This window comes from Micromonospora sp. PLK6-60 (assembly GCF_019890675.1).
Lineage (GTDB): Bacteria > Actinomycetota > Actinomycetes > Mycobacteriales > Micromonosporaceae > Micromonospora.
The window spans coordinates 1-13,630 of sequence record NZ_JAIOAA010000033.1; the positions used below are offsets into that span (position 1 = coordinate 1).

10 protein-coding genes and 1 pseudogene are annotated in these 13,630 nt (G+C 76.0%); 6 read left to right on the plus strand and 5 right to left on the minus strand.

Features of this window, described 5'->3' with window-relative positions; all coding sequences use genetic code 11:
- Positions 1–1,271 precede the first annotated feature (1,271 nt).
- Positions 1,272–3,326, minus strand: coding sequence for a pentapeptide repeat-containing protein (locus K7640_RS31050; protein ID WP_374198141.1), 2,055 nt, complete (start codon positions 3,324–3,326; stop codon positions 1,272–1,274).
- 967 nt (positions 3,327–4,293) lie between these two features.
- On the opposite strand from K7640_RS31050, the gene K7640_RS29530 reads away from it, so the two are divergent.
- From K7640_RS29530 to K7640_RS29540, 3 genes and pseudogenes are all read left to right on the plus strand, one after another.
- The gene (locus tag K7640_RS29530; protein WP_222958232.1) at positions 4,294–5,145 is read left to right on the plus strand and encodes an ABC-2 family transporter protein; all 852 of its coding nucleotides are present in this window, start codon (positions 4,294–4,296) and stop codon (positions 5,143–5,145) included.
- Positions 5,138–5,983, plus strand: coding sequence for an ABC-2 family transporter protein (locus K7640_RS29535; RefSeq protein WP_308042859.1), 846 nt, complete (start codon positions 5,138–5,140; stop codon positions 5,981–5,983). Before K7640_RS29530 ends, K7640_RS29535 begins: the two co-directional genes overlap by 8 nt.
- Positions 5,980–6,962, plus strand: a pseudogene (locus K7640_RS29540) (ATP-binding cassette domain-containing protein). Before K7640_RS29535 ends, K7640_RS29540 begins: the two are co-directional and overlap by 4 nt.
- A gap of 46 nt (positions 6,963–7,008) precedes the next feature.
- Here K7640_RS29540 and K7640_RS29545 read toward each other — a convergent pair.
- Positions 7,009–7,569, minus strand: coding sequence for a helix-turn-helix domain-containing protein (locus K7640_RS29545; RefSeq protein ID WP_222958233.1), 561 nt, complete (start codon positions 7,567–7,569; stop codon positions 7,009–7,011).
- Between the two features lie 66 nt (positions 7,570–7,635).
- Here K7640_RS29545 and K7640_RS29550 point away from each other — a divergent pair, with 66 nt between their 5' ends.
- Complete coding sequence (locus K7640_RS29550; protein ID WP_222958234.1) at positions 7,636–8,400, plus strand: AzlC family ABC transporter permease; 765 nt, start codon at positions 7,636–7,638, stop codon at positions 8,398–8,400.
- Positions 8,394–8,702: an AzlD domain-containing protein gene (locus K7640_RS29555; RefSeq protein WP_222958235.1), complete on the plus strand. Its 309-nt coding sequence runs from the start codon at positions 8,394–8,396 to the stop codon at positions 8,700–8,702. Before K7640_RS29550 ends, K7640_RS29555 begins: the two co-directional genes overlap by 7 nt.
- Positions 8,703–8,782: 80 nt before the next feature.
- Here K7640_RS29555 and K7640_RS29560 read toward each other — a convergent pair whose 3' ends face one another.
- From K7640_RS29560 to nadA, 3 genes are all read right to left on the minus strand, one after another.
- On the minus strand, positions 8,783–9,379 hold the full coding sequence (locus K7640_RS29560; RefSeq protein ID WP_308042861.1) for a DUF3043 domain-containing protein: 597 nt from the start codon (positions 9,377–9,379) through the stop codon (positions 8,783–8,785).
- A 115-nt stretch (positions 9,380–9,494) separates the two neighbouring features.
- Positions 9,495–10,850, minus strand: coding sequence for a UDP-N-acetylglucosamine 1-carboxyvinyltransferase (gene murA / locus K7640_RS29565; RefSeq protein ID WP_222958237.1), 1,356 nt, complete (start codon positions 10,848–10,850; stop codon positions 9,495–9,497).
- Between the two features lie 213 nt (positions 10,851–11,063).
- On the minus strand, positions 11,064–12,263 hold the full coding sequence (gene nadA / locus K7640_RS29570) for a quinolinate synthase NadA (RefSeq protein WP_222958238.1): 1,200 nt from the start codon (positions 12,261–12,263) through the stop codon (positions 11,064–11,066).
- Positions 12,264–12,306: 43 nt separating this feature from the next.
- Here nadA and K7640_RS29575 point away from each other — a divergent pair, with 43 nt between their 5' ends.
- Positions 12,307–13,467: a glycerate kinase gene (locus tag K7640_RS29575; RefSeq protein ID WP_222958239.1), complete on the plus strand. Its 1,161-nt coding sequence runs from the start codon at positions 12,307–12,309 to the stop codon at positions 13,465–13,467.
- The last annotated feature ends 163 nt before the right edge of the window (positions 13,468–13,630 follow it).

A 13,630-nucleotide genomic window follows, 5' to 3' on the forward strand; every position in this document is an offset into this window, starting at 1 on the left:
GGGGGGGCCGGGCGGGGGGGGGGGGGTGGTGGTGGGTGGGGGGGGGGGGGGGGGGGGGGGGGGCCGTGCTGGCCGCCTCCACCGCCACGGCCGGCGGGTCGGGTCGGTCCGGGCCCGGCTCTGCCGTGACGGACATCGGGTCGGGCCGGTCCGGGCCCGGCTCTGCCGTGACGGACATCGGGTCGGGCCGGTCCGGGCCCGGCTCTGCCGTGACGGACGTGGGGTCGGCCGGGGGCGTGGCGTACCCGTCCTCTGGAGTGGTGGCCGGCCGACCGGACCCGGCCGCTTCCGGCTCTCGGTTCCGGTCGGCCGGGTGGGCGGGGTCGGCCGGGTGGGCGGGGTCGGCCGGCGTCGCCACCGGGGGTTGCGGGCGGTCGGTGGGTGCCACCGCGAGACCGGTCGGCGCGCCCACCGCTGCCGTGCCGTCCCTCGCCGTGCCGTCCACCGCCGTGCCGTCCGCGACCGCCGCGCCGTGCGCCGCCGCGCCATCCGGGTTCGCCGCGCCATCCGGGTTCGCCGTGCCGTCCGAGGCGCGGGAGCTGTTCGGGTCGTCGGCCGGCGCGCGGTCCGGGGCCGCCGGCTGGGCCGGCCCCGTCGCAATCGGGCCGTCGGTGGGTACGGGGTCGGAGCCGGTACGACGTGGGTCCTCGTCGCCGGCCGCGAGGGGCCCGGCCAGGGCCCGGCTGTCCGGCGTGGAGGTTCCGGGCTGCGGCGCGGCGTCCGTGGCCGGCTCGGCCGGCGCCGCCGAGGCGGCGTGCGTGGCCGGCTCGTCGTGGGTGGGGCGGCGCGGCCGGAACCAAGCGGCAGCGGCGTCGCCTTCCGGCGCCACGGGAGCGGCAGGCGCGGAGCTGGCTGTCCCGGTTGCCGGTGCGGGCAGCTCGACCCCGGCCGGCGCGGGACCGCCGGTCGGCGTCGCGGTTGGCGTTGGCGTTGGCGTTGGCGTCGGCGTCGGCGTCGTGGGCACGGTGGCGGCCGGTGGGGGATCGCCGGCAGCCGGCTCGGACCGTGGGTCGAGTCCGTGCCGTTCGGTCCGCGGCTCGTGTCGGGCCGGTTCGGTCCGCGGCTCGTGTCGGGCCGGTTCGGACTGCGGCTGGTGGCGGGCCTGTTCGAATTGCGGCTCGCGGCGGGCCTTTTCGGGCCGCGGCTCGTCGCCGGTCGGTTCGGGCTGTGCCTCGTCGCCGGCCGGTTCGGTGAGCGGCTCGGGGGCCTGTTCGGTCGGCGGCGCGGAGCCGGCGGGCTCGGCGTGGACCTCGGGCCCGTTGGCGGCCGGCTCAGACGCCTCGCGGTGCCGCTCCGGCCGGTCCGACGATCCCGGCGCCCCGGGCGGCGGCGTTCGCCGTGCCTCGTCGGTCACCTCGGTGGGCGCGGCCGGCGGTGCGAAGACCTGCGCGGGCGTCGGGTCGCCCGGCCGCTCCGGTGTGCGGGCGGCCGGACCGGCGGCGGGCGGCGTGTCGGGCCGTGCCTGGGTGCCGGAGGCCGGCCCGGCGGTGAAGGGAGCCTCGTCCCGGCCGACCGGCTCGGGTGCTGTGCCGGGCTCGGGGGCCGGCAGGAACTCCACCCGCAGCCGGGCCGCCGGGGCCTCGGAGTCCGCCACCGACGCTCCACCGTGGATGCCGGACCACGTCGGACCCGCGCCGGGCAGGTCGGTCGCGCGGCCCGGCGCGCCGGACACCGGCGCCTCGGGCCTGGCCGGCGGGCCAGCGGGCCCGCCGGCCGGAGCACCCGACGTGGGCGCTCCGGAGGTCGGCGCACCCGACGTGGGCGCTCCGGAGGTGGGCGCACTGGAGCCGAGCGCTCCGGTGGTGGGCGCCCCTGAGATAGGCGCCCCTGAGATAGGCGCCCCTGAGGTGGGCGCGCTGGAGATTGGTGGTCCGGAGCTGGGCGTGCTGGAGACGGGCACGCCGGAGACGGGCACGCCGGAGACGGGCGGCGGTGCACCGGCGGCAGGTCCGTCGGGGAGGGGCGCCGACGGGCCGGCGACGGGGCGGTCGGGGCGGGGCGTGGGCGGGCCGGAGACCGGTGGCCGAGCGGCGGGAGCCGGAGAGGCGGGGACCCCCGAGACCGGCCCGCCGGAGCCGGGGACCCCCGAGACCGGTGCTCCGGAGACAGGTGCTCCGGGGACGGGTGCTCCGGGGACGGGCGCTCCAGAGACGGGCGCTCCAGAGACGGGGACGGGCGGGCCGGAGACGGGCGCTCCAGAGACCGGTGCGCCGGAGACCGGTGTGCCGGAGATCGGTGTGCCGGGGCCCGCGACGCCCCTGCCAGGCGCGTAGCCGTGCGGCGGGGAGGTGGGACGCGCGGGTGGGCCGTCGGCCGGCACCCGGCTCGGCGGCGGGGCGGCGGCGCGGGTCGCCGGCGGCGGCGCGGACGGGCGAGCGTCGCCGCCGTGGCGGGCCGGGTGCCCCTGCTCGACGGGCGGCCGGTGCTCCTCGGGCCCGCGCCGGGCGGGCTGGTGGGCACCGGGGTCGGGCCGACGGGCCTGGTCGGGGTGGACCGGGCCGGCGGCCGGCGGCCGCTGCTGCGGCGACGCCGGCGCCACGGCGGGGCCGTACCCGGGAGCGGCGGTCTGCGGCCGCCGGTGTGGCGGCCGTTCCTGGTCGGGCCGGAACCGGGCCCGGTCGTCGGGCGGGTGGCCCGCGCCGGGACGGTGGCGCTCCTCGGCCGGCGGGCGCGGGCTGCGGTCGGGCGCGACCTGGGTACGGTCGTCCGCCCGCCGGGCGGCGGGTGCCTGGCGGTGGTCGGCCGGGCCGTCCGGGCCGGTGCGGTCGGCGGGTGGCTCCGCCGGAGGGTACGGGTACTGACCCGCCCGCCGCCCCTCGTGCGGATAGCCGGGGCGGAGCGGACCGGGCTCGGGCCAGCGCAGCCCGCCGTCCCGTTCCGGGGCGGGACGCTCGACCGTGCCCCGGTACCACTCGGCCGGCGCCGCCACCTCGGAAGGTCGCGGGTCGCGGGCGCCGGGCTGGCACGCCTCGCCGTCCGGGTCGGGCTCGCGGCGCACCGGCCGGTGCGTCGGCCCGTCCGGTCCACGGCCGTCCCCGCCCAGGCCGGCGCGGCCGTACGGTTCGCCCGCCCGGGCCCGGCCACGGGCCTCGTCGCCCCTGCCGGTTCGGCTGTCGCCGAGGCCGGCGCGGCTGTCGCGGGCGTCGGTCCGGCTGTCGCCGAGGCCGGCGCGGCTGTCGCGAACGTCGGCGCGGCTGTCGCCCAGGCCGGCGCGGCTGTCGCGCGTCGGGCGGGCGGCGCGTTCGTCGGGCTCGGGCAGCCAGCCCGGCTCGGCGTGGGGTGCGGGGGAGACCGGCGCCTGGCCGACGCTCTCGGCCCGGGTCCACCGCTCCGCCGTCGGGCGGTTGCCGGGCGGCTCCTGGTTCCGGTCGCCGTGCCAGCCGGCCCGGTCACGGTCGACCGTCCACTCCGTACCGCGCTGGTCGGGCCGGCCGGCCCGGGCGTGGTCGTCACGGCGGTCCGGGAACGGCTGCTCCGGCCGCCGGTCCCACTGCCGGCCGGGTGGACCGTACGGGTCACCGCTCGGTCGGCGGTCCGCCGGCGGCGGACCGTACGCGTCGCCGGCCGGACGCCGGTCCGGGCGGTGCTCGGCCGGCGTGCCGCGCCGCTCCTCCCAGCCGCGCCGACCGTCCGGCGCGCCCCGGTGCCCGTCGGGGCCGGCCCACTGGTCGGCGGGCCGCGGCCGGTGTTCTTCGTGGTCGCGCCGGGTGTCCGGGGCAGGGCGGCCGTCGCCCCGGCCGCGCGGCTCCCAGGGGTGCTGTGGCGCGTCGGCCGGGTGCGGGCCGCGCTGTTCCCGGGGGTGCTGCGGCGGCGCGTCGGCCTGGTGTGGGCCGCGCGGAGTGGAGCGGCGCTCCGCCCAGCCGATCCGCCCGTCCGGCCGGGGCTCGTCGGCGTCCTCCCGGTACGGGTCACCGGCGGCCGGGCTGACCGGGCGCACCTCGGCCCGGCCGACCACGGCGCGGGCGCCGGCCGCCGGAATGTGCTGGGCGCCGATGTCGCCGGGGTAGCGCTGACCGGGGAACTGTGGCTGCCACTCGTGCGTCGGCTCGGCCGCCCAGGACGGCTCGGCCGGGTCGTACCAGCGCTCGAAGCCACTCATCGCGGGGCCTCGCCGTTCCGGCCGGCTGTGCCGGCGGCCCGCTCCTGTCGCCGGCTCCCGACCGAACCCGTTGCCGGCTCGCGTCGCTCGCTCACGGCGATGTCACCTCGTTGGAATTGTCGCGCTCGACGCCGGGGCACACCGGTAGAGTCGCCTGTCCCGATATGGCCCTGCTGCGGATGGAGGGTAACGGCGTGGGTTCGGTCACCGCCACTGTGCCACTGCCCACGAGCACAAACGTTATCCTATGGTTTCGGACATTCGGTGCGATAGCCGCGTCCGGCTTCAGACGATACGCCACCTACCGGCAGGCCGCGGTGGCGGGCGTGGTGACCAACACCGTCTTCGGATTTCTGCGTTGCTACGTGCTGCTCGCCGCCGCCGGCGCGGCCGGCTCGGTGGGTGGCTACGACCGGGCCCAACTCGCCACCTTCGTCTGGGTCGGGCAGGGACTGCTCGCGGTGATCCTCCTCTGGGGATGGACCGACCTGGCCGACCGGATCCGCACCGGCGAGGTCGCCGCCGATCTGCTCCGCCCGGTCCACCCGGTGACCAGCTACCTCGCCACCGACCTCGGGCGGGCCGGCTGGGCCGCCGTCACCCGGCTGCTGCCCCCGGTGCTGACCGGGCCGCTCTTCTTCGACGTCTACCTGCCCCGGCGGCCGGCCACCCCGGCGCTCTTCGTGGTCTCCGTGCTGATCGCCGTGGTGCTCTGCTTCGGTTGCCGGTACCTGGTCAACGCCACCGCGTACTGGTTGCACGACGTGCGCGGGCCGATGATCCTCTGGACGCTCGGCGCCGGGGTGCTCGCGGGGCTCTACTTCCCGCTGCGTTTCCTGCCCGACCCGGTGCTGGTGCCGCTCTGGCTGCTCACCCCGTTCCCGAGCCTGCTGCAGACCCCGCTGGACGTGTTGGTCGAGCGAGATCCGGCGGCGACCCAACTGACGCTGGTCGGGTTGCAGCTGGGTTGGGCGGTGGCGCTGCTCGCGCTCTGCCGGCTGGTGCAGCGCCGGGCCGAGCGGCGGATGGTCGTGCAGGGTGGCTGAGCCGGTCCCGGCGGCTCCGGCCCCGGCCGACCCGTGGCGGGGCCGGCTGGCCGCGTACCGGGCGCTGCTGGGGGCGCAGGCCAGGTCGCAGGCCGCGTACCGGACGTCGTTCGTGGTGGACCTGGTCGGCAACGTCGGGGCGACCCTGTTCGACGTGCTCACCGTACTGGTGATCTTCGGGGTGACCAGGGAACTGGGCGGCTTCACGCTCCGCGAGACGTTGGTGGTCGTGGGCCTGTCCGCCTTCGCCTTCGCCACCGCCGACCTGCTGATCGGCAACATCGAGCGGCTGCCCCGGTACGTCCGCACCGGACTGTTCGACGCGGTGCTGGTCCGCCCGCTGGGCGCGCTGCCCCAGCTGGTGCTGATGGACCTGCCGGTGCGCAAGGTGTCCCGAGCGCTGTTCGGGCTGGCGGTGCTGGTCTTCGCGGTCGGCTCGGCCGGGATCGACTGGACGCCGGGCCGGGTGGCGCTGCTGGTGGTCGCCCCGCTGGCCGCGGTGGTCTTCTTCGGCTCGGTCTTCGTGGCCACCGCGACGATCTCGTTCTACTGGATCGACTCGGCGGAGCTGGCCAACTCGGTCACCTACGGTGGGCGGGACTTCACGTCCTACCCGGTCACCGTCTACGGCGGCTGGTTCCGCGCGCTGTTCGCGTACGGGATGGGGTTCGCCTTCGTCAGCTACCACCCGGCGCTGGCGCTGCTCGGCCGGGCCGACCCGCTCGGCCTGCCGGCCTGGGTCGGCTGGGCCTCGCCCGGCGTCGCGCTGGTCGCGGCCGGCGTCGCGGCCGCGGCCTGGCGCGTCGGGATCCGCCACTACCGGAGTACGGGGTCGTGAACGTGATCGAGATGGTCGGGTTGCGCAAGGAGTTCACGGTACGGGTGAAGGCCGGCCGACTGCGCCGGACGAAGCGGATTGTCACCGCCGTCGACGGCATCGACCTGCGGGTGGAGCGCGGCGAGATGGTCGGCTACATCGGGCCGAACGGCGCCGGCAAGTCGACCACCCTCAAGATGCTGACCGGGGTGCTGACACCGACGGCGGGCCGGGTGCGGGTCGGTGGCCTGCGCCCGGTCCCCGACCGGACCCGGCTGGCGCTGCGCATCGGCGTGGTCTTCGGGCAGCGCTCGCAGCTCTGGTGGGACCTGCCGCTGCGCGACTCGTTCGACCTGCTGCGCCACGTCTACCGGGTGCCCGCCGCCGAGCACGCCGCCCGGCTGCGCCGCTGCCGCGGCCTGCTCGACCTGGACGGCTTCCTGGACGTGCCGGTCCGGCAGCTCTCCCTCGGCCAGCGGATGCGTGGCGAGCTGACCGCCGCCCTGCTGCACGGCCCCGAGGTGCTCTTCCTCGACGAGCCCACCATCGGGCTGGACGTGGTGAGCCGGCAGGCCGTCCGGGGTTTCCTCGCCGAGTTGGGCCGAGCGGGCGACACCACCCTGGTGCTCACCACCCACGACCTGGCCGACATCGAGCGGCTGTGCCGGCGCCTCGTGGTGATCGACCACGGCCGGGTGGTGCACGACGGCAGCATCGCGGCGCTGCACGCCCGGTACGGCTCCCGCCGGCTGGTCGTCGCCGAGTTGGACGCCCCGCTGGCCGAACCGCCGACGCTGGCCGGTGCGCCCGTGCTGCGGGTGGAGGCCGAGGGGCACCGGCTGGTCCTCGCGCTGGAGTCGGCGGGGGTCGCGGAGGTCGTCGCCGGGCTGCCGGTCTCGCCGCGCTGCGCGACATCTCGATCGTCGAGCCGGACATCGAGGAGGTGGTCACCCGCCTCTACCGGAACCCGGCCCCAGTGCAAGGAGGGGCCCCTTATTAACAGACGTCTGTTAATAAGGGGCCCCTCCTTGCACCGGTGGCCCGGGTCAGGGGTGCTCCATGACCAGCACCGCCAGGGTGCCCGGGGCCAGCGCCTCGTACCGGTGCGGGGCGTCGCCGGGGAAGGTGGCGTAGTCGCCGGGGCTGAGCTCGACCAGCTCGGGGTCGGGGCCGAGGCGCAGCCGCCCGGCGGCGACCACGACGTGCTCGACGCTGCGCGGGGTGTGCGCCTCGGCGGCCCGGACGGTGCCTGGCTCCAGCTCCATCAGATAGACGTCGCGGCGGGCGTGCGGCGAGCCGGCGCTCAGCAGGGTGGCGGCGAAGTTGCCCTGTTCGGAGCTGATCCGCCGGCCCTCGCCGGCCCGGATCACCCGGACGGCCTCAGCGGGTGGCTCGACCAGGCGACTGAACGGCACCCCCAGGGCGACGCCCAGCGCCCAGAGCGTCTCGATGCTGGGGTTGCCGGTGCCGGACTCCAGCTGGGAGAGGGTGGACTTGGCGATGCCGGCCCGGCGGGCCAGCTCGGTCAGCGAGATGCCGGCCCGGGTGCGCTCGTGCCGCAGGGCGGTCGCGATGGTGGCCAGCGGGGGAGCCGGGTCGACGGCCAATGTTCGCTCCAGAGGTCTGTTTGTTCGATTTGACGAACGCCAGGGCGCGTGTTCATCATAACGAACATGCGTACGGCTGAGCGAACACGCGATGGCGCGATGCTCCGCGACGTCGCCGCCATCGGCGCGGCCATGCTCGCGGTGGGCGCCTCGTTCGGCGCGGTGGCCGTCGCCGCCGGGCTTCCCGCCTGGGCGACCCTCGCGATGTCGGCGATCGTCTACGCCGGCGGCGCGCAGTTCATGGCGGTGGGTCTGATCGCCGCGGGCAGCCCGTTCGCCGCGGTCCTCGCCGGGTTGCTGCTCAACGCCCGGCACCTGCCGTTCGGCCTCACCCTCGGCGGCAGCCTCGGGTCGCAGCGCTGGCGGCGGTTGCTCGGCAGCCACCTGATGACCGACGAGGCGACCGCCTTCGCGCTGGCCCAGCCGGCCGGCGACCCGCGCCGCCGCGCGTTCTGGCTGGCCGGGGTGCTGCTCTTCCTCGCCTGGAACGCGGGCACCCTGCTCGGCGTGCTCGCCGGCGGCGCGGTCGGCGACCCGACCGTCCTCGGCCTCGACGCCGCGTTCCCGGCCGGGCTGATCGCCCTGCTGCTGCCGGTGCTGCGCGATCGGGACACCCGGTGGGTGGCGCTGACCGGCGCCGGGCTGGCGGTGGTGACCACCCCGGTGCTGCCGGCCGGGCTGCCGGTGCTGCTCGCGCTCGGCGCGCTTGCCCTGCTGTTGGTGCGGGGCCGCCGCCGGCCACCGCCCGGCGACGACGGTCTTACCCCGGACCCGGGAACCCGCCAGGACGAGCCGACGCCCGTACTGCGGGCGGGGGAGGCGTCGTGCTGATCGCGGTCATCCTCGCCCTGGCCGTGGGCACGTACGGCTTCCGGGCCGTCGGGGTCCTGCTGCACGACCGGCTCGACCTGCCCGAGTGGTCCCGGCGTCTGCTGCCGATCGGGGCCGCCGCGTTGCTCGCCGCACTGGCCGCGACCGCCGCGTTGACCGAGGCCGCCGGCTTCGCCGGCTGGGCCCGCCCGGCCGGCGTACTGGTCGGGCTGGTACTCGCCTGGCGGCGCGCGCCGTTCGTCCTGGTGGTGGTCGCCGCGGCGGGCGCCACCGCGCTGCTGCGCCTGCTCGGGCTGCCGTGACGCAGGCCCGCCCAGGTGTAAGGAGGGGCCCCTTATTAACAGACGTCTGTTAATAAGGGGCCCCTCCTTACACCGCAGGCTCAGATCTTGGCGCCGATGTCCACCTGGGGGGCGGGGGCGCGCATCCGGCGGAAGGTGATCGACCGCATGATCGCGTACAGGTAGAGCGAACCCAGCCGCTCGGTCGACTTCGGGAAGCGCTCGCGGACCAGCTTCTTGATCTTCCGGGAGATCAGGATGGAGTCGATCACCACGCCGAGGGCCAGCGCGCCCCAGAGGACGTTTGACACCAACCGGACGATCGGCGGCATGGCCTGGTTCGACCCGATCAGCACGATCAGCGCGCCGCCGAAGAACCAGGTGCCCACCGTACGGCGGGAGTCGACCACGTCCCGGGCGAGCCGGCGCTCCGGTCCCCGGTCCCGCGGGCCGCCCTCCCGGCGGAACTCCGCGGCGGCCTCGGCGCGGACCTTGCGCCGCTGCTCCCGGGCCTCTTCCTTGGTCAGCGGCCGGGACGGCGCGGTCGGCCGCCGGCCGGCGGTGGGACGCTTCGGCGTCTCCCGGCCCTTGGCGGGGGTGTAGCCCGGGCGGGCGGGCGTGGACTCCTCCTCGGGGGTCACCTTGGCGGTGGAATCCTCGATGAGGTCGGCGGACTTGCGGCGAAACAGCGACGGCACGCCGTGAAGGGTAGCCAAATAGCCGCGCCCGGTGCACATCGCGGGTGCACCGGGCGAACTATTCCCGCTCGCCGCGCGGGGTCAGCCGCGCCGAGCCGGGGGAGCGGTGGACGGGTTACGGGCGCTCGACGTGCGCGCCGAGGTCGGCGAGCTTCTTCTCGAAGTCCTCGTAGCCCCGGTTGATCAGGTCGACGCCGTACACCCGGGAGGTGCCCTCGGCGGCGAGCGCGGCGATCAGGTGGCTGAAGCCGGCCCGCAGGTCGGGGATGACCAGGTCGGCCGCGTGCAGCTTGCTCGGGCCGGCGATCACCGCCGAGTGCTTGAAGTCGCGGCGGCCGAAGCGGCACGGGGTGCCGCCGAGGCAGTCCCGGTAGACCTGGATGTTGGCGCCCATCGAGTTCAACGCCTCGGTGTAGCCCAGCCGCTGCTCGTACACGGTCTCGTGGACGATGGACAGGCCGCGGGCCTGGGTCAGCGCCACCACCAGCGGCTGCTGCCAGTCGGTCATGAACCCGGGGTGCACGTCGGTCTCCAGCGCGACCGCGTTCAGCTCCCCGCCCGGGTGCCAGAACCGGATGCCGCCCTCCTGGCCGGGCCGGCCGTCACGCGGCGGCCGCATATCGGTCACCTCGTACTCGCCGCCGACCGAGCGGAAGATGTTCAGGAAGGTCATCATGTCGGCCTGCTGGGCGTTGAGCACCTCGACGTGGCCGCGGGTGGCCAGCGCGGCGGCCGCCCAGCTCGCCGCCTCGATCCGGTCCGGGATCGGCCGGTGGGTGTAGCCGTGCAGCCGCGGCACGCCCTGGATCTCGATGACCCGGTCGGTGTGCACGTTGATGATCGCGCCCATCTTCTGCAGGATGCAGATCAGGTCGATGATCTCCGGCTCGACGGCGGCGTTGCGCAGCTCGGTGACGCCCTTGGCCATCACCGCGGTGAGCAGCACCTGCTCGGTCGCGCCCACGCTCGGGTACGGCAGGGCGAACTTGGTGCCGTGCAGCCCGTTGGGCGCCGACAGGTGCAGCCCCTCCGGGGTCTTGTCGACGGTCGCGCCGAACTCGCGCAGCGCCTGCAGGTGGAAGTCGATCGGGCGCGGCCCGATGTGGCAGCCGCCCAGGTCGGGGATGAAGGCGTGGCCGAGCCGGTGCAGCAGCGGGCCGCAGAACAGGATCGGGATCCGGCTGGAGCCCGCGTGCACGTTGATCTGGTCGGTGCTGGCGCTCTCGACGTTCGACGGGTCGAAGATCAGCTCCCCGTCCTCGTCGCCGTCGCTGACCTTGACGCCGTGCAGGCCGAGCAGGCCCCGGACCACTTCGACGTCGCGGATGCGCGGCACGTCGAACAGCCGGCTGGGGGTGTCGCCCAGCAGGGCGGCGACCATCGCCTTGGAAACCAGGTTCTTCGCGCCGCGTACCCGGATCCGCCCTTGCAGGGGGGTACCTCCGTGTACGACCAGTACGTCGTCCGTCAACGCAACCTCCAGCGCGCGTCGGGTGGTGCCGTGTGAGGGGTGGGGGCCTGCGATCTCATCGCTACCCGGATGGCCGCCAGGTGAAAACGGCCCGCGTGTTCGTCGCCCCGGCAGCATAGTCCTCGGTGCCGAGAAGGGAACCGGTCACATCACCCGGACGGCCTTAATTGGGGTGTGCGGTACGTTTCCGTGCCGGCCCGTCACCGAGGGTGATCAATCGGCGGTGGGCGGCGGGGTGTCGGCGCCCGGCAGGGCGAGCATCCGGTCCAGCGCCGCGCGGGCGTGCCCAGCGGTGTCCGGGTCGACGGTGATCTGGTTCACCACCCGGCCGGCGACCAGCTCCTCCAGGGCCCAGACCAGGTGCGGCAGGTCGATCCGGTTCATCGTGGAGCAGTAGCAGACCGCCCGGTCGAGGAACATGATCTGCTTGTCCGGGTGGGCCAGCGCCAGCCGGCGGACCAGGTTGAGCTCGGTGCCGACCGCCCAGGCCGAGCCGGCCGGGGCCGCCTCGATGGCCTTGATGATGTATTCGGTGGAGCCGACGAAGTCGGCGGCGGTGACCACCTCGTGCCGGCACTCCGGGTGCACCAGCACGTTCACCCCCGGCACCCGCTCCCGGACGTCGTTGACGCTGTCCAGGGTGAACCGGCCGTGCACCGAGCAGTGCCCGCGCCAGAGGATCATCTTCGCGTTCCGCAGCTGCTCCGGGGTGAGCCCGCCGCCCGGCTTGTGCGGGTCGTAGAGCACGCAGTCGTCCAGCGACAGGCCCATCTCCAGCACCGCGGTGTTACGACCCAGGTGCTGGTCGGGCAGGAAGAGCACCTGCTGCCCCTGCTCGAACGCCCACTCCAGGGCCCGCTTCGCATTGGAGGAGGTGCAGACCACACCCCCGTGCCGGCCGACGAACCCCTTGATGTCGGCCGAGGAGTTCATGTACGTCACCGGGACGGTCCGCCCGGCCACGCCCAGGTCGGTCAGCACCTCCCAGGCCGTCTCGACCTGGGACAGCACCGCCATGTCGGCCATCGAGCAGCCGGCCGCCAGGTCGGGCAGGACCACCCGCTGGGCGTCCGAGGTGAGGATGTCGGCGCTCTCGGCCATGAAGTGCACGCCGCAGAAGACGATGTACTCCGCGTCGGGGCGCGCCGCCGCCTCCCGGGCCAGCTTGAACGAGTCGCCGGTCACGTCGGCGAACTGGATCACCTCGTCGCGCTGGTAGTGGTGGCCGAGCACGAAGACCTTCGTGCCGAGCGCGGCCTTGGCCGCCGTCGCGCGGGCGACCAGATCCGGGTCGCTCGGCGCGGGCAGGTCACCCGGACACTCCACGCCACGCTCGGTGGCGGGGTCGCTGCCGCGGCCGAGGAGCAGCAGCGCAGTGGCGGTGTTGGAGGGCTCAACCCAGGTCGAAGTCACGTCCCCATGGTCCCACAGCACAGCCGCCGCGCAGCCGCCGCCGATGTGGGCTGCCACACTGCTGGGCATGCGCGTGCTGCTCTGTCCGGACAAGTTCGCCGGCACCCTGGGGGCCCCGGAGGTGGCCGCCGCGGTGGCCGAGGGCTGGCGCGCGGTCGCCGGCGGGGACGAACTGGTCAGCCGGCCGCTGGCCGACGGCGGGCCCGGCTTCGTGACGGTGCTGGCCGAGGCCCTCGGCGGGCGCCGGCTGCCGGTGCCGACGGTCGACCCGCTGGGCCGGCCGGTCGCCGGTGAGATCCTGGTCACCGGCGACGGCACCGGCTACCTGGAGAGCGCCCAGGCCTGCGGCCTGCACCTGCTGGACCCGGCCGAACGTGACCCCCGGCGCACCACCTCGTACGGGCTGGGCCCGCTGGTCACCGCCGCGGTCGAGGCGGGGGCCCGGACCGTGGTCGTCGGGCTGGGCGGCTCGGCCACCAACGACGGCGGCGCCGGCCTGCTCACCGCGCTGGGCGCCACCCCGCTCGACGAGACCGGCCACGCCCTGCCGTACGGCGGGGCGGCGCTGGCGGGCGTGGCGGCCCTGGACGGGACGCCCCGGCTGCGCGACGCCCGGCTGGTCGCCGCCACCGACGTGGACAACCCGCTGCTCGGCCTGCACGGCGCCAGCAACGTCTACGGCCCGCAGAAGGGGGCGAGCCGGGCGGACGTGCTGCTGCTGGACGCCGCGCTGGAGCGCTGGGCGGCGGTGCTGGAGCGGGACCTGCCCGGCTGCCCGCCGGGGTTGGGCGGGCTGCCCGGCGGCGGGGCGGCCGGCGGCCTGGGCGCGACGATCCTGGCCCTGGGCGGCCGGTGCGAGTCCGGCATCGGGCTGGTCACCCGGGCCGTCGGGCTGGAGGCCGCGCTGGACTCCTGCGACCTGGTGATCACCGGCGAGGGCTCCTTCGACCACCAGTCGCTGCGCGGCAAGGTGGTCGCCGGGGTCGCCGGAGCGGCCCGCGACCGTGGGCTGCCCTGCGTGGTGCTGGCCGGCCGGGTGAGCGCCGGCCGGCGGGAGGCCGCCGCGGCCGGGGTCACCGACGCGTACAGCCTGGTGGAGCACTTCGGCGGCGAGCGGAGCGGCGGCGTCGAGGCGGCGCTGGCCCGCCCCGCCGAGGGCCTGCGCGCGCTCGGTGCCCGCCTGGCCGGCCAGTGGAGCCGCTAGGCCCTGTCCTGCCGATCATTGCCGGGCTGCGACGGGCCCAGACGGCGACCGGCGGCGTTGTCGGTTCGTCCGGATACAACACCGGTATCCGGACGAACCTCCGCCTTGCCGGACCGCCGCCTGGACCGCGCCTCGCACCGACATGATCGACAGGACAGGGCCT

What these genes read in the sequence shown, in the direction of transcription:
- K7640_RS29550 (WP_222958234.1), top strand. Translation starts at nt 7,636, where the DNA reads ATGCGTACGGCTGAGCGAACACGCGATGGCGCGATGCTCCGCGACGTC.
- K7640_RS29575 (WP_222958239.1), top strand. Translation starts at nt 12,307, where the DNA reads ATGTGGGCTGCCACACTGCTGGGCATGCGCGTGCTGCTCTGTCCGGAC.